This is a genomic window from Serratia sp. (in: enterobacteria) (assembly GCF_051654945.1).
Lineage (GTDB): Bacteria > Pseudomonadota > Gammaproteobacteria > Enterobacterales > Enterobacteriaceae > Chania.
This window is the reverse complement of record NZ_JBOFZA010000073.1, coordinates 93,414-115,269: the sequence shown is the minus strand read 5'-3', so window position 1 is coordinate 115,269 and position 21,856 is coordinate 93,414. Positions and strand designations below refer to the sequence as shown.

The 21,856-nt window shown below is 56.7% G+C and carries 22 protein-coding genes; 17 read left to right on the top strand and 5 right to left on the bottom strand.

Features of this window, described 5'->3' with window-relative positions; all coding sequences use genetic code 11:
- The first annotated feature begins 200 nt into the window (after positions 1–200).
- Positions 201–2,759, top strand: coding sequence for a class I adenylate cyclase (locus ACRDCA_RS15035; RefSeq protein WP_438690248.1), 2,559 nt, complete (start codon positions 201–203; stop codon positions 2,757–2,759).
- Positions 2,760–2,796: 37 nt separating this feature from the next.
- Here ACRDCA_RS15035 and cyaY read toward each other — a convergent pair whose 3' ends face one another.
- On the bottom strand, positions 2,797–3,117 hold the full coding sequence (gene cyaY / locus ACRDCA_RS15030) for an iron donor protein CyaY (protein ID WP_025119003.1): 321 nt from the start codon (positions 3,115–3,117) through the stop codon (positions 2,797–2,799).
- 77 nt (positions 3,118–3,194) lie between these two features.
- Here cyaY and lptM point away from each other — a divergent pair, with 77 nt between their 5' ends.
- The 6 genes from lptM (at position 3,195) to uvrD (ending at position 8,849) form a co-directional block, all read left to right on the top strand.
- Positions 3,195–3,389, top strand: coding sequence for an LPS translocon maturation chaperone LptM (gene lptM / locus ACRDCA_RS15025; RefSeq protein ID WP_438690247.1), 195 nt, complete (start codon positions 3,195–3,197; stop codon positions 3,387–3,389).
- A gap of 69 nt (positions 3,390–3,458) precedes the next feature.
- On the top strand, positions 3,459–4,283 hold the full coding sequence (gene dapF, locus ACRDCA_RS15020; RefSeq protein ID WP_438690246.1) for a diaminopimelate epimerase: 825 nt from the start codon (positions 3,459–3,461) through the stop codon (positions 4,281–4,283).
- Positions 4,280–4,984 carry a DUF484 domain-containing protein gene (locus tag ACRDCA_RS15015; protein WP_438690245.1) on the top strand — a complete coding sequence of 235 codons (705 nt, stop codon included), beginning with the start codon at positions 4,280–4,282 and terminating at the stop codon, positions 4,982–4,984. Before dapF ends, ACRDCA_RS15015 begins: the two co-directional genes overlap by 4 nt.
- Positions 4,981–5,892 (top strand): tyrosine recombinase XerC, encoded by a 912-nt coding sequence (xerC, locus tag ACRDCA_RS15010; RefSeq protein ID WP_438690244.1) that lies wholly within the window; start codon positions 4,981–4,983, stop codon positions 5,890–5,892. The genes ACRDCA_RS15015 and xerC overlap by 4 nt, the downstream gene beginning before the upstream one ends.
- A complete protein-coding gene (yigB, locus tag ACRDCA_RS15005) occupies positions 5,892–6,608 on the top strand; it encodes a 5-amino-6-(5-phospho-D-ribitylamino)uracil phosphatase YigB (RefSeq protein ID WP_438690243.1) in 717 nt (238 codons plus the stop codon). Before xerC ends, yigB begins: the two co-directional genes overlap by 1 nt.
- A gap of 78 nt (positions 6,609–6,686) precedes the next feature.
- Entirely contained in the window at positions 6,687–8,849 is a 2,163-nt protein-coding gene (uvrD, locus tag ACRDCA_RS15000; protein ID WP_438690242.1) for a DNA helicase II, read from the top strand.
- 143 nt (positions 8,850–8,992) lie between these two features.
- Here the strand turns inward: uvrD and ACRDCA_RS14995 are convergent, their stop codons facing one another.
- Positions 8,993–9,466 (bottom strand): WbuC family cupin fold metalloprotein, encoded by a 474-nt coding sequence (locus ACRDCA_RS14995; protein WP_438690241.1) that lies wholly within the window; start codon positions 9,464–9,466, stop codon positions 8,993–8,995.
- A 178-nt stretch (positions 9,467–9,644) separates the two neighbouring features.
- On the opposite strand from ACRDCA_RS14995, the gene ysgD reads away from it, so the two are divergent.
- From ysgD to ACRDCA_RS14980, 3 genes are all read left to right on the top strand, one after another.
- Positions 9,645–9,734, top strand: coding sequence for a YsgD/CorL family protein (gene ysgD, locus ACRDCA_RS14990; RefSeq protein WP_367651464.1), 90 nt, complete (start codon positions 9,645–9,647; stop codon positions 9,732–9,734).
- A 165-nt stretch (positions 9,735–9,899) separates the two neighbouring features.
- Positions 9,900–10,850 carry a magnesium/cobalt transporter CorA gene (gene corA, locus ACRDCA_RS14985; RefSeq protein ID WP_025118995.1) on the top strand — a complete coding sequence of 317 codons (951 nt, stop codon included), beginning with the start codon at positions 9,900–9,902 and terminating at the stop codon, positions 10,848–10,850.
- A 131-nt stretch (positions 10,851–10,981) separates the two neighbouring features.
- Entirely contained in the window at positions 10,982–12,043 is a 1,062-nt protein-coding gene (locus tag ACRDCA_RS14980; RefSeq protein ID WP_438690240.1) for an AbrB family transcriptional regulator, read from the top strand.
- Here the strand turns inward: ACRDCA_RS14980 and rarD are convergent.
- Together rarD and ACRDCA_RS14970 are read right to left on the bottom strand one after the other, a co-directional pair.
- Positions 12,035–12,922, bottom strand: coding sequence for an EamA family transporter RarD (gene rarD, locus ACRDCA_RS14975; RefSeq protein ID WP_438690239.1), 888 nt, complete (start codon positions 12,920–12,922; stop codon positions 12,035–12,037). The genes ACRDCA_RS14980 and rarD overlap by 9 nt on opposite strands.
- A 104-nt stretch (positions 12,923–13,026) precedes the next feature.
- Positions 13,027–13,497 (bottom strand): thioesterase family protein, encoded by a 471-nt coding sequence (locus tag ACRDCA_RS14970; protein WP_438690238.1) that lies wholly within the window; start codon positions 13,495–13,497, stop codon positions 13,027–13,029.
- Between the two features lie 202 nt (positions 13,498–13,699).
- On the opposite strand from ACRDCA_RS14970, the gene pldA reads away from it, so the two are divergent.
- The 3 genes from pldA to rhtC are packed head-to-tail and all read left to right on the top strand — an operon-like array spanning position 13,700 to position 17,096.
- Positions 13,700–14,578, top strand: coding sequence for a phospholipase A (gene pldA / locus ACRDCA_RS14965; protein ID WP_438690237.1), 879 nt, complete (start codon positions 13,700–13,702; stop codon positions 14,576–14,578).
- Positions 14,579–14,624: 46 nt separating this feature from the next.
- Positions 14,625–16,457: an ATP-dependent DNA helicase RecQ gene (recQ, locus tag ACRDCA_RS14960; protein WP_438690236.1), complete on the top strand. Its 1,833-nt coding sequence runs from the start codon at positions 14,625–14,627 to the stop codon at positions 16,455–16,457.
- 12 nt (positions 16,458–16,469) lie between these two features.
- Entirely contained in the window at positions 16,470–17,096 is a 627-nt protein-coding gene (rhtC, locus tag ACRDCA_RS14955; protein ID WP_438690235.1) for a threonine export protein RhtC, read from the top strand.
- Between the two features lie 127 nt (positions 17,097–17,223).
- Here the strand turns inward: rhtC and rhtB are convergent, their stop codons facing one another.
- Entirely contained in the window at positions 17,224–17,844 is a 621-nt protein-coding gene (rhtB, locus tag ACRDCA_RS14950) for a homoserine/homoserine lactone efflux protein (protein WP_021181524.1), read from the bottom strand.
- 105 nt (positions 17,845–17,949) lie between these two features.
- On the opposite strand from rhtB, the gene pldB reads away from it, so the two are divergent.
- From pldB to ACRDCA_RS14930, 4 genes are all read left to right on the top strand, one after another.
- Positions 17,950–18,987, top strand: a complete 1,038-nt coding sequence (pldB, locus tag ACRDCA_RS14945; RefSeq protein WP_438690234.1) for a lysophospholipase L2 — start codon at positions 17,950–17,952, stop codon at positions 18,985–18,987.
- Between the two features lie 11 nt (positions 18,988–18,998).
- Positions 18,999–19,799, top strand: coding sequence for a sugar/pyridoxal phosphate phosphatase YigL (gene yigL / locus ACRDCA_RS14940; protein WP_438690233.1), 801 nt, complete (start codon positions 18,999–19,001; stop codon positions 19,797–19,799).
- 287 nt (positions 19,800–20,086) lie between these two features.
- Positions 20,087–20,755 (top strand): cysteine hydrolase family protein, encoded by a 669-nt coding sequence (locus tag ACRDCA_RS14935; RefSeq protein ID WP_438690232.1) that lies wholly within the window; start codon positions 20,087–20,089, stop codon positions 20,753–20,755.
- A gap of 152 nt (positions 20,756–20,907) precedes the next feature.
- A complete protein-coding gene (locus ACRDCA_RS14930; protein ID WP_438690231.1) occupies positions 20,908–21,798 on the top strand; it encodes a DUF2877 domain-containing protein in 891 nt (296 codons plus the stop codon).
- Positions 21,799–21,856: the final 58 nt, after the last annotated feature.

The following is a 21,856-nucleotide window of genomic DNA, read 5'->3' as shown; positions in this document are numbered from 1 at the left end:
GTGGGTAGCAGTTCACACTGCGGGTAAATCGTTTATAGAAGCGCTACGGTAAGTGTGGAGCTTTACCTCCTTTACGGTCAATCAGCAAGGTGTTAGATTGATCACGTTTCCAGCAATAAGTCGTCAAATATTCTTCTAAACTAAAGACGCAGCGGGAATACGGGTTTTTTTCAAGCATCGGGATAATCAGGCGAGACGTCTTGTACCTCTACATCGAGACACTGAAACAAAGACTGGATGCGATCAACCAACTACGTGTCGATCGTGCCCTGGCGGCCATGAAGCCCGCGTTCCAACGGGTCTACAGTCTGCTGCCTACCTTATTGCACCACCATCATCCACTGATGCCGGGCTACCTCAACGGTAACGTTCCCCATGGCATCTGTATCTACACGCCTGATGAAACCCAGCAAGCTTATCTCAATGATTTAGAAGACAAATGGGGCAGCCCGTTTGAAAAGATGGCCACCGGTGAACTGCCGATAACCGCGCTTTATTCCATGGGGAGTACCTCCTCGATCGGCCAGAGCTGTACGTCGGATCTGGATATCTGGGTCTGTCACCAATCCTGGCTGGACAACGAAGAACGTAACCGCTTACAGCAGAAATGCAGCCTGCTGGAGAAGTGGGCGGCCTCGATGGGGGTGGAAGTCAGCTTCTTCCTGATCGACGAAAACCGTTTCCGCCATAACGAAAGCGGCAGCCTGGGCGGTGAAGACTGCGGCTCGACCCAACATATCCTGTTGCTCGATGAATTCTACCGCACGGCCGTGCGCCTGGCGGGGAAACGTATCCTGTGGAACATGGTGCCGGGTGAAGAAGAAGCGCATTACGATGAATACGTCCTTTCACTCTATTCGCAGGGCGTGTTGACCCCGAATGAGTGGCTGGATCTCGGCGGATTGAGCACGCTCTCTGCCGAAGAGTACTTCGGTGCCAGCCTGTGGCAGTTGTATAAGAGCATCGATTCGCCGTACAAGGCGGTGTTGAAAACGCTGCTGCTTGAAGCCTATTCGTGGGAATACCCCAAAACTCAGCTGCTGGCGATGGGGATCAAACATCGCCTGCACCAGGGTGAGATCGTCTGCTTCGGCCTTGATGCCTATTGCATGATGCTGGAGCGCGTCACCCACTACCTGACTGAAATCAACGATACCACCCGTCTGGATCTGGTTCGCCGCTGTTTCTATCTGAAGGTCTGCGAGAAGTTGTCGCTGACCAACAACGCCAGTATCGGTTGGCGGCGCGAAATTCTCAGCCAGTTGGTCAGCGAATGGGGCTGGGACGCAGAGCGGTTGGAGATCCTCGATAACCGGGCCAACTGGAAGATCGAGCGGGTGCGCGAAGCCCATAACGAACTGCTGGACGCGATGATGCAAAGCTATCGCAACCTGATCCGCTTCGCTCGCCGTAACAACCTCAGCGTCAGCGCCAGCCCGCAGGATATCGGGGTATTGACCCGTAAACTGTACGCCGCCTTTGAAGCATTGCCGGGTAAGGTGACGCTGGTTAACCCACAGATTTCACCAGACCTGTCAGAAAACGACCTGACCTTTATTCACGTGCCGGTTGGCCGCGCCAACCGTACCGGCTGGTACCTGTATAATCAGGCACCGGAGATGAACTCGATCGTCAGCCATCAGCCGCTGGAATATAACCGCTATCTCAACAAGCTGGTCGCCTGGGCCTATTTCAACGGCCTGCTCACGTCGCGCACCCGCTTGCATATCAAGAGCGGCAATATCTGCGACACTGCCAAACTGCAAGAGCTGGTCACTGATGTGTCGCACCATTTCCCGCTGCGTCTGGCAGCTCCGACGCCGAAAGCGCTCTACAGCCCATGCGAAATCCGCCATCTGGCGATTATCGTCAACCTGGAAAACGACCCGACGGCAGCCTTCCGCAATCAGGTGGTGCATTTCGACTTCCGCAAGCTGGACGTGTTCAGCTTTGGCCAGCAGCAGCAATGCCTGGTTGGCAGTATCGATCTGCTGTACCGCAACTCGTGGAACGAAGTGCGTACCCTGCATTTCAGCGGTGAGCAGTCGGTGCTGGAAGCGTTGAAGACCATTCTTGGCAAGATGCATCAGGATGCCGCGCCGCCAGAATCGGTGGAAGTGTTCTGCTATAGCCAACACCTGCGTGGCCTGATCCGTACCCGCATTCAGCAACTGGTTTCCGAGTGTATTGAGCTGCGTCTTTCCAGCACCCGCCTTGAGCCGGGCCGCTTTAAAGCGGTGCGTGTGGCCGGGCAAACCTGGGGCCTGTTCTTTGAACGCCTGAGCGTATCGGTGCAGAAGCTGGAAAACGCGGTGGAGTTCTATGGGGCGATCTCCAATAACAAACTGCATGGCCTGTCGATCAAGGTCGAAACCGATCAGGTGCATCTGCCGCCGGTGGTCGATGGTTTTGCCAGTGAGGGGATCATCCAGTTCTTCTTCGAAGACACCACGGATGATAAAGGCTTCAACATTTACATTTTGGACGAGTCGAACCGGGTTGAGGTTTATCATCACTGTGAAGGGAGCAAAGAGGAATTGGTGCGCGACGTCAGCCGCTTCTACTCCTCCTCACACGATCGCTTTACCTACGGCTCCAGCTTTATCAACTTCAACCTGCCGCAGTTCTATCAGATTGTGCATCTTGATGGCCGCACTCAGGTGATCCCGTTCCGCAGCAATGTCCTGTCGAACCTGTGCGTCACGGTTGCCGATGGCAATCTCGCGCAGCCTCTGAAGCAGCAGTTCCAGCTACATTAAGCCTAAATGTAGGGGCGCCGTAGGTGCGCCCCAGCACTCAGCTAAAGCTGAGCGTCTCGCCGGACTGAGTGCTAGCCGCCTCGCTAAGCAACTCGTAAAACTCCCGGCCGCTGCGGTCACATTGCCAGCTCTCGTCACGATAACTGAAGTGATAGCCCCCGGTCTTGGTGGCCAGCCACACCTGGTGTAACGGCTCCTGACGGTTGATGACAATTTTGCTGCCGTTTTCGAAGCTTAGCGTCATTACGCCGCCGTTGGTTTCGTAATCGATATCCGCATCACCGTCAAAATCGTCCAGGGTCTGTTCAATATTCAGCATCAGTTGGTCCGCCAACTGGTGAAACTCGCTATCGTTCATAATCATTCCTATTGCTTTTCATGATCCACCTGCGATTATAGTGGGCTTGGACGCATGAATTACAGGCATTAATGCAAATGAAAAAACAACTACGCTATGCGCTGATGGCCGTATTGCTGGCCGGGCTCTCTGGCTGTGGCCTGAAGGGCCCACTGTATTTCCCGCCGAAGGACAAACCGGCAGAGCAACCGGTGACCAGTGTCGGTACCGTGAGCAAAAACCAACAAGAACCCGCTGGCACTCAGCAGCAACCGTCGATGAGCAACCAGTAATGAGCATTTATGGTGGCTGATGCCGCCATAAGTATCAGACGGTACGGCGTCCAGATAGCGGAGTATGATATGCAGTTCTCCAAAATGCACGGTTTGGGCAACGACTTTATGGTGGTCGATGCTGTTACACAGAACGTCTACTTTTCACCTGAGCTGATCCGCCGTCTGGCCGATCGGCATTTGGGTGTGGGTTTCGATCAGTTGCTGGTGGTAGAACCGCCCTACGATCCCGAGTTAGATTTCCATTACCGCATTTTCAATGCTGACGGCAGCGAAGTGGCTCAGTGTGGCAATGGCGCTCGCTGCTTTGCCCGCTTTGTGCGGTTGAAAGGGTTGACCAACAAACGTGATATCCGCGTCAGCACCCAGACCGGGCGCATGATCCTGAGCGTCACCGATGATGACCTGGTCAGCGTCAATATGGGCGAACCGAACTTCGATCCGCAGATTGTGCCGTTCCGCGCCACTAAAGCGGAAAAAACCTACATCATGCGCGCGGCGGAACATACGGTGCTGTGCGGTGTGGTCTCAATGGGCAACCCACATTGCGTGTTGCAGGTAGACGACGTGCAAACCGCCAAGGTGGAATTGCTGGGGCCGGTACTGGAAGGGCACGAACGCTTTCCGGAACGTGCCAACATCGGTTTTATGCAGGTTGTGAGCCGTGAACACATCAAACTGCGGGTTTATGAGCGCGGGGCCGGTGAAACCCAGGCCTGCGGTAGCGGTGCCTGTGCCGCCGTGGCGGTGGGCATTCAGCAAGAGCTGCTGGCGGAAGAGGTGCATGTCGAGCTGCCCGGCGGCAGCCTGCATATCCGCTGGAAAGGGCCTGGAGAACCGCTATTTATGACCGGCCCGGCCACTCATGTTTATGACGGATTTATTCATTTATGAAGCAGGTTGACGATCGGATAGCCACGGGCATTGAGCTGGATGATGAGACGGTGATGCAGTATCTGATGCAGAATCCGGACTTCTTTATGCGCAATGCACGGCTGGTAGAACAGATGCGAGTGCCTCACCCGGTGCGCGGCACGGTATCGCTGGTGGAGTGGCATCTGGCGCGTCAGCGCAACCAAATCACCCAGTTGGAAGAAGAGATCACATTGCTGATGGAGCAGGCCAGCGCCAACGAAACGCTGTTTGGCAGCCTGCTGCACCTACAGGCCGATCTGGCCACCGCCAGCAGCCTGCAAGACATGCTCAACCGCCTGCAACGTTGGGCGCGCGGGTTTGGCTTGGCAGGGGCGAATATTCGCCTGTTTAGCGATCGCTGGAACATTGGCGCACCGTCGGATTTCACCCACCTTGGCCTGACCCCTTCGGCGTTTGAGCCGCTGCGTATTCAGCGCCTGGGCGATCGCTATCATTATCTTGGTAGCCTTAATGGCCCCGAGTTGCTACTGCTGTTACCACAGGCCAAACAGGTTGGCTCCGTGGCGTTGTCGTTGATGGGGGAGCAGGGCGAACTTGGCATGGTGATCTTCAGCAGCCGTGATACCCAACATTATCAGCAGGGGATGGGCACCGTGATGCTCGGCCAACTGGCGCGCATGTTGCCAAAACTGCTGGAACGCTGGATAGAGCGCGCATGATCAGCGTAGCGGCCAACCTGCAACCGCCGGTGGACGCTTTCCTGCGTTATTTAAAGGTGGAGCGTCAGCTCAGCCCACTGACCCAGATCAGCTATTCGCGCCAGTTGCAGGCGTTGATCGCCATGGCGAGCGAGTTGGGCGTCAGCGAATGGCCTATGTTGGATGCAGCCAGAGTGCGTCAACTGGCTGCCCGCAGCAAACGTGCCGGGTTACAGTCTTCCAGCCTGGCGCTGCGCCTGTCTGCATTACGCAGTTTTCTTGACTGGCTGGTCGGCCAGGGCGTGATAAGCGCCAATCCCGCCAAAGGCATTCGCACACCACGCAGTGGCCGCCATTTGCCCAAGAATATCGACGTTGATGAAATGAACCAGCTGCTGAACATCGATCTGAACGATCCGCTGGCGGTTCGCGATCGCGCCATGTTGGAAGTGATGTATGGTGCCGGGCTGCGTTTGGCTGAACTGGTGGGATTGGATTGCCGCCACGTCGATCTGGCCGGTGGTGAAATCTGGGTGCTGGGGAAAGGCAGCAAAGAACGCAAATTACCGATTGGCCGTATGGCGATCACCTGGCTGGAACACTGGCTGGCGTTGCGCGATCTGTTTGCACCGCAGGATGATGCCATGTTCCTCTCCAACCAGGGCAAGCGCATCTCGGCGCGCAATGTGCAAAAGCGCTTTGCCGAGTGGGGCGTCAAGCAAGGCGTCAACAGCCATATCCATCCGCACAAGCTGCGCCACTCCTTTGCCACCCACATGCTGGAATCGAGCGGCGATCTGCGCGCGGTACAGGAGTTGCTGGGGCACGCCAACCTGACTACCACGCAAATTTATACCCACCTCGACTTTCAACATCTGGCCAACGTGTACGATGCCGCGCATCCACGCGCCAAACGAGGGAAATCCTGATGCACTTTTACCGTCCGTTACGCCCACTGGCCGCGCTCACCTTCGATCTGGACGATACGCTGTATGACAACCGTCCGGTGATCAAGCAAACCGAACATGAGTCGGTGGCGTTTTTGCAGAACTACCATCCGGGTTTGAGCCACTTCCAGTCGGCGGATTTCCACCGCCTGCGCCAGGAACTGCGCGAACAGGATCCGGAGATTTACCACGATGTCACCCAATGGCGCTGGCGAGCGATCCATCTGGCGTTGAGCCGTCAGGGGTTGCGCGATGCCGAAGCGTCCATCGGTGCCGATGCGGCAATGCAGAACTTTGCCCTGTGGCGCAGCCGTATCGATGTGCCAGAGGCCACCCATGCCACCCTTCGGGCGTTGGCGCAGCGTTATCCGCTGGTAGCAATCACCAACGGCAATGCCGATCCGGCCCAGTGCGGGTTGGAGCAGTATTTCCAGTTTGTGCTGCGCTCCGGGCCAGATGGCCGTGCCAAACCCTATCAGGATATGTATCAACTGGCGGTTGAAAGGCTGGGAATTGCGCCAGAACAAATCCTGCACGTTGGGGATGACCTGACCACCGATGTCGCCGGGGCGCTGCGTTCCGGCCTGCAAGCTTGCTGGATCAACGACCGTCAGCGCAGCCTGATGCAGGTGGCCGATAGCCGTCTGCTGCCACATATTGAGATTTCGCAGTTGGCATCGCTGACAGCATTGTTATAATCCCAGCAGAACTCTGTATAAATTCCCAGTGGAAAACGCGTGGAAGGCGGGTTTTCCCTTTACCAATCAATGGTGCCTATGGACGTTTCCGACCTGCTCGACAGCATGAATGAAAAACAACGTGAAGCCGTGGCTGCGCCACGCAGCAACCTGTTGGTGCTGGCCGGTGCAGGCAGCGGCAAGACCAGGGTGCTGGTGCATCGCATTGCCTGGTTACTGGCGGTGGAGAACTGCTCGCCGTATTCCATCATGGCGGTGACGTTCACCAACAAGGCGGCGGCAGAAATGCGCCACCGTATCGAACACCTGATTGGCACCAGCCAGGGCGGCATGTGGATCGGTACCTTCCACGGGCTGGCCCACCGCCTGCTGCGTGCTCACCATATGGATGCCAACCTGCCGCAGGACTTTCAGATCCTGGATAGCGAAGACCAGCTACGCCTGCTTAAACGTATCGTGCGGGCGCTGAACATTGATGAGAAGCAATGGCCGCCGCGTCAGGCGATGTGGTACATCAACGGCAAGAAAGACGATGGCCTGCGCCCACAGCATATCGAAAGCTACGGCAACCCGGTGGAGGCCACCTGGTTGCAGATCTATCAGGCCTACCAAGAGGCTTGCGATCGGGCGGGGTTGGTGGATTTTGCCGAGTTGCTGCTGCGCGCCCATGAGCTGTGGCTGAACAAACCGCATATCCTCAATCATTACCGTGAGCGCTTTACCAATATCCTGGTGGACGAATTCCAGGACACCAACCGCATCCAGTACGCCTGGATCCATATGCTGGCCGGGGGTAAGGCCAACGTGATGATCGTGGGGGATGATGACCAGTCGATCTACGGCTGGCGCGGTGCGCAGGTGGAAAACATCCAGCGTTTCCTGAAGGATTTCCCCGGCGCAGAAACGGTGCGTCTGGAGCAGAACTACCGCTCTACCAGCACCATCCTGAAGGCGGCCAACACCCTGATAGCCAATAACGATGGCCGCATGGGTAAAAACCTGTGGACCGAAGGGGCCGAAGGCGAGCCGATCTCGATTTATTGTGCGTTCAATGAGCTGGATGAAGCCCGTTTTGTGGTTAACCGCATCAAGGCTTGGCAAGACAACGGCGGTGCATTGAACGACTGCGCCATTCTGTATCGCAGCAACGCCCAATCGCGCGTACTGGAAGAAGCTTTGCTGCAAACGTCGATGCCATACCGCATTTATGGCGGCATGCGCTTCTTCGAACGTCAGGAGATCAAGGACGCATTGGCCTATCTGCGGCTGATCGCCAACCGTAACGACGATGCGGCCTTTGAGCGCGTGGTGAACACCCCAACGCGTGGCATTGGCGATCGTACCCTCGACGTAGTGCGCCAGACGGCACGAGACCGGCAGTTGACGTTGTGGCAGGCTACGCGTGCGCTGCTGCAAGATAAGGTGCTGGCGGGCCGCGCAGCGTCCTCTTTGCAGCGTTTTCTGGAGCTGGTGGACTCACTGGCCCATGAAACCGCCGAAATGCCGCTGCATGTGCAAACCGACCGGGTGATCCGCGATTCCGGGCTGTTTATCATGTATGAGCAGGAAAAGGGCGAGAAAGGCCAGGCGCGTATCGAAAACCTTGAGGAACTGGTCACGGCCACGCGCCAATACAGCTATCAGGATGAAGACCAGGATCTGATGCCGTTGCAGGCCTTCCTGTCCCATGCCGCGCTGGAAGCGGGAGAAGGGCAGGCAGACGCCTATCAGGACGCGGTACAGTTGATGACTCTACACTCGGCCAAAGGGCTGGAGTTCCGTCAGGTCTTTATCGTCGGGATGGAAGAGGGCATGTTCCCAAGCCAGATGTCGCTGGACGAAGGCGGCCGCCTGGAAGAGGAGCGCCGTCTGGCCTATGTGGGCCTGACCCGTGCGATGCAAAAACTGACGCTGACCTATGCGGAAACCCGCCGCCTGTATGGCAAAGAGGTGTATCACCGGCCATCACGCTTTATCGGTGAGATCCCAGAGGATTGCGTAGAGGAAGTGCGTCTGCGTGCCAGCGTATCCCGCTCGGTGAGCCACCGCCGGATGGGGACGCCAATCAGTGAAAACGATACCGGCTACAAACTGGGCCAGCGCGTGCGCCATGCCAAGTTTGGCGAGGGGACCATCGTCAATCTGGAAGGCAGCGGTGAACACAGCCGGTTGCAGATTGCGTTTCAGGGCGAAGGCATCAAGTGGCTGGTTGCCGCCTATGCCAAGCTGGAAACGGTGTAACTCCCCTCACCCTAACACTCCCAAAGGGCGAGGGGACCGATCGAGTTCGCTATCCGTTGCTGAAATTTACCCGATCACGGTACCTGATCACGGCACCGTACTAGCTCCCTCTCCTTTTTGGGGAGAGGGTTGGGGTGAGGGGATCAGTGACCGTAACGATCGCCTACATTAGCTGTAGCATACCAGCGCATCACCGCTTCGATACCCTCGCCACCCTCCGGTGGAGCCCAATGCATGCAGTCTTCTTCGGTGAGCGCCTGATAGGGGCCGTGCTTCACTTCAAACACCACGCCACCCGGATCGACAGACAGCACGGCATGCCAGGTCAATGCGGGCATCTCCAGCACCTTGGTTTCTTCGCCCAGCAGGGTACGCTGGGTGACTACACCCTCGTCATTGAACTGCAACACCACGAAACGGCCACGCAATGGGGTGAGTAACTCCCAGGTTTGCGGGTGACGGTGCGGGCGAATATAAGTGCCTGGTTCCATGGCAATCGCCAGGCGTTGCACCGGATCGCTCAACTCTTCGTGCAAGGTACGGTGGGCACGCAGGCGTGGCAGTTTGGCGGCCTGTTCGCTCATGGTGGTCAGGTCGTGGGCGGTGATCTGTTTCATGTCTTTAATCCGCAATATTTCTGTGCGCTAATCTTAGCAAGTTTCCCGGTTGCGGTCAGAGATCGCTACCCGGTTTTCTGAAGGTTGCGATAGTGTGGCAAACGGGCCGTGAGCGTGCTGGATTGTTGCGCAACTTTCGCCCCTAAGCGGTTGACAGGCTTTTTCTTCTCGGCGTAACATGCGCGCACGAATATCAATGAGGACACACGCCTTGGACACACCCAGTAGATACTGGCTCACAGACCTGGATACCAGGTACAACTTCTAAGGCTATCCCATTGCGCTGATACCCTTCGTGGTTGTCGGCGACCCTCTCTAACGTCGCTCCGAGTCAGGTCCTTCATGGTCTGGAACGAGCCGGTATTGCATACTTCCCTCGCTTTCTGTGCTTCAATGCGTTGTCTACCCCGTTACCATTAGGGAGTTTTGGCACATGCTAAGCGCTTTCAAATTAGATAACAGCCGCTTATCCCGTCTGGAGTTGGATGACTCAGACGATTTGACCTCGTCGCTGTGGGTTGACCTGGTCGAGCCGGAAGAAGGCGAACGCGAGCGCGTGCAAAATGAGTTGGGCCAAAGCCTGGCGACACGCCCCGAACTGGATGATATCGAAGCCTCGGCCCGTTTCTTTGAAGACGATGACGGCCTGCATATCCACTCTTTTTTCTATTACGAAGATGCCGAAGATCACGCGGGCAACTCCACTGTGGCATTTACCATCCGCGATGGTCGCCTATATACCCTGCGTGAGCGCGAACTGCCTGCTTTCCGTCTGTATCGCATGCGGGCGCGCAACTTGAGAATGGTGGACGGCAACGCCTACGAGCTGCTGCTGGATCTGTTCGAAACTAAAATCGAACAGTTGGCTGACGAGATCGAGAACGTCTACAGCGATCTGGAAAAGCTCAGCCGGGTAATTATGGAAGGGCACCAGGGTGACGAATATGATGAAGCGCTGTCCACGCTGGCCGAACAGGAAGATATCGGCTGGAAGGTACGCTTGTGTCTGATGGATACCCAGCGCGCGTTGAATTTCCTGGTGCGTAAGGCTCGTCTGCCAACCAGCCAGTTGGAGCAGGCACGTGAAGTGTTGCGCGATATCGAATCCCTGCTGCCGCATAACGAATCGCTGTTCCAGAAGGTCAACTTCCTGATGCAGGCGGCGATGGGCTTTATCAACATCGAACAGAACCGCATCATCAAGATCTTCTCGGTGGTGTCGGTGGTGTTCCTGCCGCCAACGCTGGTGGCCTCAAGCTACGGGATGAACTTTGAGTTTATGCCTGAACTGCGCTGGTCGTTCGGCTATCCGGGCGCGATTGCGTTGATGATCGTGGCAGGGCTGGCACCTTATCTGTACTTCAAACGCAAGAACTGGCTTTAACCCCGGTTTTTCCTCGCCTCGGGTGGTGGTCTGCACCACCGCCCCATTTTATCTCCAATGATCCCTCCATCGCCCGTCAAACCGGGGTAGAATATCCCCACTGCTTATCGGCTCGTAAGGCTTGCGTCTAGATGGAGAAGTTCCCGCGCGTCATTCAATGGCTGATCCTGCTGCTGGCTTCGCTGGTGCTGGGGTTTGGTTTACAGGCCTTCCACGTTCCCGCTGCGCTGCTGCTGGGGCCGATGATCGTCGGCGTCGCGATGGGGTTGCTAGGCGCTTCGGTACGTATCCCTGGGCCGTTGTTTATCGCCGCTCAGGCAATTCTGGGCTGTATGATCGCCCAAAGCCTTTCGCCTAATATTCTTACCCCTCTGATAGCCGACTGGCCGCTGGTGTTGCTGGTGTTGATCGCGACGCTGATGGCGAGCGGTATCTCTGGTTGGTGCCTGGTGCGTTTCAGTGGGTTACCCGGCCCAACAGGTGCCTGGGGTTCTTCTCCCGGAGGTGCATCGGCCATGGTGGCGATGGCGGGGGATTTCGGTGCGGACGTGCGGCTGGTGGCATTTATGCAGTATCTGCGGGTGCTGTTTGTGGCGACAGCAGCGGCGGTGGTGGCACGTATTGGTCTGGGTGATGAAGCCGGACAAGGGAGTGCCGCGATGGAGTGGTTCCCGGCGCTAGACTGGCGTTTTGCCGGTACGTTAGGCGTTGCCATTATCGGTTCCTGGCTGGGACCACGCCTGCGCATTCCTTCTGGCGCGCTGTTGTTGCCGATGATCGCCGGGGCAGCATTACACTCCACCGGCATCATGCTGTTACAGGTGCCAGAATGGCTGTTGGCGCTGGCCTACACCCTGATAGGCTGGAGCGTCGGGCTGCGTTTTACCCGGCCAATCTTCCTGTTGGCGCTGCGCACCCTGCCACAGATGGTAGTGTCAATTTTAGCGCTGATGCTGTTTTGCGGCGGGTTGGCGTGGATGTTGACCCAATTCCTGCCGGTCGATCTGCTGACGGCCTATCTGGCCACCAGCCCCGGCGGGCTGGATACCGTGGCGATCATCGCCGCAGGCAGCCGGGTGGATCTCTCTTTTGTGATGGCAATGCAGACGCTGCGGCTATTCACGATCCTATTGACCGGCCCGGCTATGGCGCGATTTATCTCCAATCACGCCACGCCAGCGCAATCAACGTAGCTTGCGCTGTTGGTACAGGGCATCTAACAGGAATAACACCAGCGCCGCCCAGATAAAGCCAAAGGTCACCAGCTTATCCTGGCCGACGGTCTCACCGTAGAAGGTGACCGCCAGCAGGAACATCAGCGTTGGCCCCAGGTATTGGAAGAAGCCGAGCGTTGACAGGCGCAGACGTGTGGCCGCTGCGGTAAAGAACAGCAGTGGAACGGTGGTGACTACACCGGCGGCAACCAGCAGCAGATTCAGCGACCACGGGTTGGCGCTCAGGTGGCTGGTTGGGCTGTCGGCGATCAGGAACAGGTAAATCGCGGCTATCGGCAGCAGCCACAGGGTTTCGATCAGCATGCCGGTTTGGGCATCAATGGCAATTTTCTTGCGCAGCAGGCCGTAGAAGGCAAAGCTGAAGGCCAAGCCCAGGCCAATAAGGGGCAACGAACCATACTGCCACAGCTGCACCAGTACCCCGGTAAAGGCCAACGCCACAGCCACCCACTGCATCCGGCGGAAACGCTCCCCCAGAAACAGCATCCCCAGTAGCACGTTGACCAGCGGATTGATGAAATAGCCCAGGCTGGCTTCCAGCATATGGTGGTTATTCACCGCCCAGATAAACAGTAGCCAGTTTCCCCCTACCAACAGCGCGGTGACGGCCAGCAGCAGTAGCCGCTTGCGGTTTTTACAGGCGGCCCGCACCTGCGGCCAGTTACGGCCCAATGACACCAGCCCCAACATAAAGAAGAACGACCAGATCACCCGGTGGGTCAGGATTTCATCGGCAGGGACCTGCTGGATCAGTTTGAAATAGGCGGGGGCGATACCCCAGATAAAATAGGCAGCCAGAGCAAAGAAAATGCCCTGCCGCGTCTGTTGCGCGTCCATGACGGTTACCGGGTGGGAAAAGAAGATGCGGTGATTTTACTGGAGATCACCGGTTGTGTCCCACAATTGTGTGGTTTGTGGGGCACAACCTGCTGCGGGTACCCTTAGCCCACCAGATAGGTGGCGGTGGCGCTGGCGATATGTAGGCCGTCGTGGTTGTGTAGCTCAACGCGTGCTACCGCCACTTTATTACCGCTACGCAGTACGCTGGCGGAGGCGACAAAATGCTCACCGCGGCCTGGGCGCAGATAGTCGACACGCAGATCGATCGTCCCCATGCGGGACAGGCGGGCTGCCAACTCTTCTTCGATCAGCGGGTCTTGGCGCATCAGCACGCTGCCCACGCACGCCAGCCCGGCGGCAACATCCAGTACGGAAGCGATCACGCCACCATGCAGGATCTTCTGCGCGGCGTTGCCTACCAGCTTAGGCTGATTGGTGAAGCTCAACTCTACGAAGTCGTCTTCAAAGCGGCGTAGTTCCAGCCCCAACTCACGGTTAAACGGCATGTGATAGACGAAGATTTCGCCTATCTTCTGGCGGGCGGCTTCGAGGGTCAAAGGTGTGTGTGACATAGTTCCTTTCTTCATTTGCGTTTTGCCAGCCGATATACTGGTCTGGCCAGGTTAATGACTTGTGGATTTTATGCTTATCTTTTGTTGCTTTCCAGGCCTGCCAGATAAATGTATTCCCTAGTGCGGTAAATCCGGCAATGTGTGTAAAATAGCCTGCTTTTATTTCTGGTTTTTTCCTTATCTTTCGAGAGTGAACAAAATTATGCGCGTTCTGTCTGGGATTGTGATGGCGATGCTGCTTGCGCCAATCGTGGTGCAAGCTGACGAGACCACCGAGCAAAGGAATCTGAATAAACCGGCGGTTCGCGGCAGCATCATCGGCAACATGCTGCAGCACTATGATAATCCGTTTACTCTGTATCCTTATGAGACGAACTATCTTATCTATACCGATACCAGCGATCTGAACAAGGAAGCCATCAAGTCATATAGCTGGGCGGAAAATGCCCGCAAGGATGAGGTGAAGTTCCAGCTCAGCCTGGCCTTCCCAATCTGGCGCGGCATTGCCGGCGAGAACTCGGTGTTGGGGGCATCTTATACCCAACGCTCCTGGTGGCAGCTCTCCAACCATGACGAGTCTTCACCGTTCCGTGAAACCAACTACGAACCGCAGATTTTTGTCGGCTGGGCTACGGCGTATAAATTTGCCGGCTGGACGCTGCGTGATATCGAGGTAGGTTTGAATCACGAGTCCAACGGCCGTGAAGATCCCACCTCGCGCAGCTGGAACCGCGGCTATGCGCGTTTGATGGCGCAGAACGGCGACTGGCAGGTCGAAGTCAAACCCTGGTTCCGCTTCTCGGAAAGCGACAGCAGTGATGATAACCCGGATATCACCAAATATATGGGCTATTACCGCCTGACGGTGGGGTATGCCCTGGGGGACAGCGTGTTCAGCGCCGAAGGGCAATACAACTGGAACAGTGGTTTCGGTGGCGCACAGTTAGGCTGGAGCTACCCAATCACCAGCCATGTGCGTTTCTATACCCAGGTCTTCAGCGGTTACGGCGAATCGATGATTGATTACAACTTCAAGCAGACACGGCTTGGTGTTGGTGTCATGCTTAACGATATTATGTAATACGGTGCCCAGTCTGGTGCCGTTATAGCGATAAATGGGGAAGTGTGTGTCAACCGCAGCAGTGATAAACAGAGAGTTGCTGGCAGAGCAGGTATTACGCGATACCTTCGGCTACCAGCAGTTCCGTCCGGGTCAACAAACGATTATCAACGCAATTATCGGCGGCCAGGATTGTCTGGTGGTGATGCCGACCGGCGGGGGTAAATCGCTGTGCTACCAAATCCCGGCGCTGGTGATGGATGGACTGACGCTGGTGGTCTCCCCACTGATTTCGTTGATGAAAGATCAGGTCGATCAGCTCTTGGCCTACGGCGTTTCTGCCGCCTGCTATAACTCCACGCAAACGCGGGAGCAGCAGCAAGAGGTGATGGCGGGTTGCCGCAGCGGCCAGATCAAAATGCTGTATATCGCCCCCGAACGGCTGATGATGGACAGCTTCCTCGAGATGTTGGGAAGCTGCCCGCCGGTGATGCTGGCGGTGGATGAGGCGCACTGTATTTCCCAGTGGGGCCACGATTTCCGCCCGGAATACCGCGCTCTGGGCCAGCTTAAACAACGTTTCCCGAGCATGCCGGTGGTGGCATTGACTGCCACCGCTGATGAAGCCACGCGCGGGGATATTGTTCGTCTGCTGTCGCTAGAAGATCCGCTGATCCAGATCAGCAGCTTCGATCGTCCCAATATCCGCTACACGCTGGTGGAGAAGTTCAAACCGCTCGACCAACTGTGGCGTTTCGTGCAGGACCAGCGCGGCAAAAGCGGCATTATTTACTGCAACAGCCGCGCCAAGGTGGAAGACACTACCGCGCGCCTGCAAAGCCGTGGATTGAGCGTTGGGGCTTATCACGCCGGGCTGGATAACGAGCGCCGCTCGCAGGTGCAGGAAGCCTTCCAGCGTGATGATTTACAGGTGGTGGTCGCTACCGTGGCCTTCGGCATGGGCATCAACAAACCCAACGTGCGTTTTGTGGTGCACTTCGATATTCCACGCAACATAGAGTCGTACTATCAGGAGACGGGCCGTGCAGGGCGTGATGGCCTGCCCGCGGAAGCGATCCTGCTGTACGATCCGGCGGATATGGCCTGGCTGCGCCGTTGCCTGGAAGAAAAGCCGGCGGGCCAGCAGTTGGATATCGAACGCCATAAGCTCAACGCCATGGGGGCCTTTGCCGAAGCGCAAACCTGCCGCCGCCTGGTGTTGCTGAACTACTTCGGTGAAGGCAAACAGCAGGCCTGTGGCAACTGCGATATCTGCCTCGATCCGCCCAAGCGTTATGATGGCCTGGATGATGCGCGCAAGGCGCTGTCGGCGATTGGCCGCGTTGGGCAACGCTTCGGCATTGGCTACGTGGTGGAAGTGCTACGCGGTTCCAATAATCAGCGTATTCGCGAGTTTGGTCACGAAAAACTGCCGGTGTACGGCATTGGCCGCGATCACACCACCGAACATTGGACCAGCGTGCTGCGCCAACTGATCCATCTGGGCTTTATCACCCAGAACATTGCGATGCATTCGGCGCTGCAACTGACTGAGGCCGCACGTCCGGTGCTGCGTGGCGAAGTTGTGCTACAGCTGGCGGTGCCGCGTATTCAGAGCCTCAAGGTCCGCAGCAGCGCCAACCAGAAATCCTACGGTGGTAATTACGATCGCAAGCTGTTTGCCAAACTGCGCAAGCTGCGTAAATCGATTGCCGACGAAGAGAACATCCCCCCGTACGTGGTGTTCAACGATGCAACGCTGTTGGAGATGGCCGAACAGATGCCGATCAGAGCCAGCGAGCTGTTGAGCGTCAATGGCGTAGGGCAGCGTAAGCTGGAACGTTTTGGTGCGCCATTTATGGCGATGATCCGTGCTCACCTCGACGGTGACGACGAATAAGGATAATCACTCATGCTGATGTTGTTTTTAACGGTAGCGCTGGTGCATATCATTGCCTTGATGAGCCCAGGGCCGGACTTCTTTTTTGTGTCGCAAACCGCGGCCAGCCGTTCCCGCCGCGAAGCGATGATGGGCGTGGTGGGGATTTCCCTCGGCGTGATGGTCTGGGCTGGCGTAGCGCTGCTGGGGTTGAACCTGATCCTGCAAAAGATGGCCTGGCTGCATCAAATCATTATGGTCGGCGGCGGCCTGTATCTGTGCTGGATGGGTTGGCAGTTGCTGCGCTCTGCCCGTCAGCAGAACGCCCAAACCGCGCCGGCAGAAGAGGTGCAGGTGGCGTTAGCCAAGCCGGGCCGCAGCTTTATCCGCGGTTTGCTCACCAATCTTTCCAACCCGAAGGCGGTCATTTATTTTGGTAGCGTGTTCTCGCTGTTCGTCGGTGAGGATGTTGGGGCTGGGGCGCGCTGGGGTTTGTTCACCTTGATCACCGCCGAAACCTTTATCTGGTTCAGCCTGGTGGCGATCGTCTTCGCCTTACCCGCCATGCGCCGGGGCTATCAGCGGATGGCGAAATGGATCGACGGTTTGGCCGGGGTGTTATTCACCGGTTTTGGCCTGCATCTGATCTTCACGCGCTAGGCTATTTTACTTGCCATTTTGAACCCGGGCAGTGCTCGGACTCCTCACGTACTTCAACGTACGCTGCGGGTCCTGTGCGCTGTCCGTGTCCAAACTGCCTGCGACAATAACGCCTAGAATCGTGTTCTCATGCCTTTCTGGCCGTTGCCAGCAATCCCGCCACCAGAATAAACAGCGATCCAAAAATGCGGTTCAGCAACTGCATCTGGCGCGGCGTCTTTAGCCAACCGGCGATGCGCGTGGCCAACGTGGCATAGCCAATCATCACCAGAATATCGATCACCACCGTGGTCACGCCGAGAATGACATACTGCTCGGCCTGCGGCTGGTTAGGCATGATGAACTGCGGGAACAGGGCCGCAAGGAATACGATGCTTTTGGGGTTGGTCAGATTCACCAGCACTGCGCGGCGAAACAGACGGCGGCGTGGCATGGTGCCTGCCAACGTATGCAGATCCAACGCACCTGCGGCACGCCATTGCTGGATACCCAGCCACACCAGATAGGCTGCTCCAAACCATTTCAGCAGCTCAAAGGCCAGCAGCGATTGGGAAACCACCGCGCCCAGACCAATCCCCACCAGTACGATATGGATGCTCAGGCCAACCTGCAGGCCCGCAATTGACGCTGCCGCTCCGCGATAGCCGTGGCTGATGCCGGTACTCATGGTGTTAATCGCGCCGGAGCCGGGTGAAAGACTGAGGATAAGAGTTGTCAGCAGATAGGTTAACCACCAGTCTAAGGTCATCGCAAGGCTCCCTGAATACACCAATTTGTGCCACAATACGCTAGTATGATTTCTCGTGCTAGAGATCACATTTAAGTCTCTGAACATCCCGTTAAAAGGCAGGCAATGACGTCATCCACCCTCGATCCCGCTGAATGGTTAAACCGTGAAAAGCAGTTTTCTGCCTTCGCGACCGGGCCGTTGCTGGATTTTTGGCGGCAGCGCAAAGAAGGGGAGTTCACCGGAGTCGGTGACGTGCCGATCCGCTTTGTGCGCTTTGCATCCCCGCAGCACCAACGGGTGGTGGTGATAAGCCCAGGCCGCATCGAAAGCTATATCAAATACCCGGAAGTGGCGTACGATCTGTTTCACTGCGGCTATGACGTGATGATCATCGATCACCGTGGTCAGGGGCTGTCTGGCCGGATGCTGGCAGATACGCACCGGGGGCATGTGGTAAACTTTGCCGACTATGTGGACGATTTTGCCCAGTTTTACCATCAGCAAGTCAAACCCCTGGGTTACCAGCAGCATGTCGCGCTGGCGCACTCGATGGGCGGTGCGATATTGGCACAATTTCTGGCTCGCGAACCGCAGGCCTTTTCCGCAGCGGCTCTCTGTGCCCCGATGCTGGGTATTTATCTGCCCATGCCGGGATGGATGGCCAACGGTATCTTGAACTGGACGGAAAAGCGCCCAGGGCTGCGTGACTATTACGCGGTAGGCACCGGGCAGTGGCGGCCGTTGCCCTACGTGGTCAATACGCTGACCCACAGCCGCGAGCGCTATCGCCGCAGCCTGCGTTATTACGCCGATTATCCTGAACTGCGGGTAGGGGGGCCAACCTATCACTGGGTCAGGGAAAGCATTCAGGCCGGGCAGCAAATCATTGCCCAGGCTGCTAACATAACCACACCTATTTTATTATTGCAGGCCGGTGAGGATCGGGTGGTCGACAACCGTTCCCAGCGTGCTTTTTGTCAGGCACTGTCAGACGCGGGGCATCCTTGTGAAGGGGGAAAACCGTGGGTTATCAAAGGCGCTCGCCATGAGATCCTGTTCGAACGGGACGCGATGCGCGCCGAGGCATTGAACGCAATCCTGCGCTTCTTTGCTCAGCACTTAGGTGGTACTGCTGCCGCCGACCACTCCACTAGAGGTTAGAACAAATCGCTATGTATCACGTCGTTGCTTCCGATTTAGATGGCACACTGCTGTCCCCTGAGCACACCCTGACGCCGTACGCCAAAGAGACGCTGCAGTTGCTGACGCAGCAAGGCGTACACTTTGTATTCGCGACTGGCCGCCACCATATCGACGTTTCCCAGATCCGCGATAATCTCGGTATCAGCGCCTTTATGATCACCTCCAACGGTGCACGGGTACACAACACTGCTGGTGAACTGATCTTCAGCCACAACCTGGATGAGGATATCGCCCGCGATCTGTACAACATGATGCATGATAACCAGGATATCCTGACCAACGTCTACCGCAACGACGACTGGTTCATGAACCGTGAAAGCCCGGAGCAGGAAGAGTTTTTCCAGGAATCCATCTTCAAGTATCAGCTGTTTGAGCCGGGCTTGCTGGAAACCGATGGCGTGTGCAAGGTGTATTTCACCTGCGACGATCATGACAAACTGCTGCCGCTGGAAGATGCCATCAACGCGCGCTGGGGCGATCGGGTCAACGTCAGCTTCTCGTTCCCTACCTGCCTGGAAGTGATGGCCGGTGGCGTATCGAAAGGCCATGCGTTGGAAGAGGTGGCCAAAATCATCGGCTATTCGCTCAAAGAGTGCATCGCCTTTGGTGACGGTATGAACGACCTGGAAATGCTGTCGATGTCAGGGAAAGGCTGCATCATGCAGGATGCTCAACAGCGTCTGAAGGACAAACTGCCGGAGCTGGAAGTGATTGGCTCCAACGTTGATGACGCCGTGCCTCATTACCTGCGCAAAATGTATTCGATCTAAGTCTTTGGGGCGCAGCCTTGCTGGCTGCGCCCATCGAGCGACCCAGCTCACATTCCATCAACGATTTTTTTGCTTTTTATCCCTTCTCTGCATCAATTTAATTGCATCCAAAAAACCCTTTATGGGTAATCTCACACTTATTGTCAGGGTATTTGTCTGCTGCAAAATATTCGTTGCTGCACGTAAAATCGTTTATCTGTGCCGTCGGCCATGGCCCTTTATAATCGGATCAGACCCCAGAATTCCCGGCCTTCAGGCCGCTAAAATAACGATCCAGGAGATGCGCCATGACACAGAAAACTTTTCACGCAGAACCCTTCGGCCTTCCTTTCGCTACCGCCAGTACCGCGTTGGTGATGATCGACATGCAGAAAGACTTCGTTGAACCGGGTGGCTTTGGTGAAGCGCTGGGCAACGATGTCTCTTTGGTACGCAGCGCGATTGAGCCTTGTAAAAAGGTGCTGGCTGCCGCGCGTAGCAAGGGGCTGCTGGTGATCCACACCCGCGAAGGCCATCGTGCCGACCTGACCGATTGCCCACCCGCTAAATTAACCCGTGGCGGCCAGACCTTTATCGGTACCCATGGGCCGATGGGCCGTATCCTGGTACGGGGCGAAGCAGGCCACGACATCATTCCAGAACTCTACCCGCAGGCCGGTGAGCCGGTGATCGACAAGCCCGGTAAAGGCGCGTTCTACCAGACCGACCTGCATCTGATCCTGCAAAACCACGGTATCAAAACGCTGATCGTTTGCGGTGTGACGACCGAGGTCTGCGTTACCACCACGGTACGTGAAGCCAATGACCGTGGCTTTGAATGCATTATCCCGCAGGACTGCGTCGGCTCTTATTTCCCTGAGTTCCAGAAGTATGCTCTGGAGATGATCAAAGCCCAGGGGGCAATTTTTGGCTGGGTCAGCGATGCTGCCGCTATTGTGGATGGTCTGCAGCACTGATCCCCCTCTCCCACAAGGAGAGGGAGTTGGCCGGAGCACTTGGTTGGCCCGCGCTGCTTCGGAAAGTAGGGGGTAAAGGTACTACGCAGAGCAATCAACGAACTCGATCGGTCCCCTCTCCCTGGGAGAGGGCTAGGGTGAGGGATAAGCAAATGGCAGGCACGGCATTTTCAGCACTTTCTGTCGGCTATCTGGCAGCCAACAGGCTGGTAGATCACGACCAACTTCAGGTGCACAGCTGTTTCCAACGCTCGCTGAATCTGCGCCATCCTGATGGTTATCTGTTGTCGCTGCTGAGTAGTGATTTTCAAGACCTGCCGGATGCTATCCGCATCCGGGTGAGTCGCGAGTGGGATTGGCGATATCACGTTCAGATTGGTCAGCCTGCAACCTTCCACCACGCAGTGTTGCAAGGAGCAAGTTGGAGCGTGGTGCTTGGCGATGCTCCCCGCTGGCAGCCGAGGTTGATGGACGCGGGAGTTCCGGCACTGCTGAATGCTCTGAGCCATTACGCGGCGTTGGCATGGCAACTCGGCCAGTATTGCCTCCAACATGCCTGTGAAAGCGACTTGCAGCTGTTACCCGGGGTGGAACAAAGCGGCGAATTACCCAATCGGCCACCACGTGCAGTACAACTTTGGTTGCTAGACAGCCCTGAGCGGCTGGCAGCAGAAGTGAGCGCACTGATTGGCTACGGGCGTGGGCTGACGCCAGATGGCGATGACTATCTGTTGGGCTATATGGCGGCACTGTGGCCATGGCGGCAGCGTTCCGAGCTTGTCGCCCATGACAGTACATTACGTAGCCTGATTGGCGGCCAGTTGGCCCGTACCAATGATATCAGCAGGCATTATCTGGCACGCGCGTTGGCGGGCCACTTTTCGGCCCCGATCTGCCAGTTAATATCCGCGTTGGGATCGGCGGCCTCCGCCACACGGGTGCAGGCCGCGGCGCTAGAGGTGATGCAGTTCGGCGCGTCATCCGGCGTGGACTGCTTAGCCGGGATGCTACATGGCCTGAGAACGCTACGAAGCTCACTCTGATCCCGGCGCAATGAATATTTAGATTTTAACATGCTGAAAAACTTTATTTTTCAGCAGG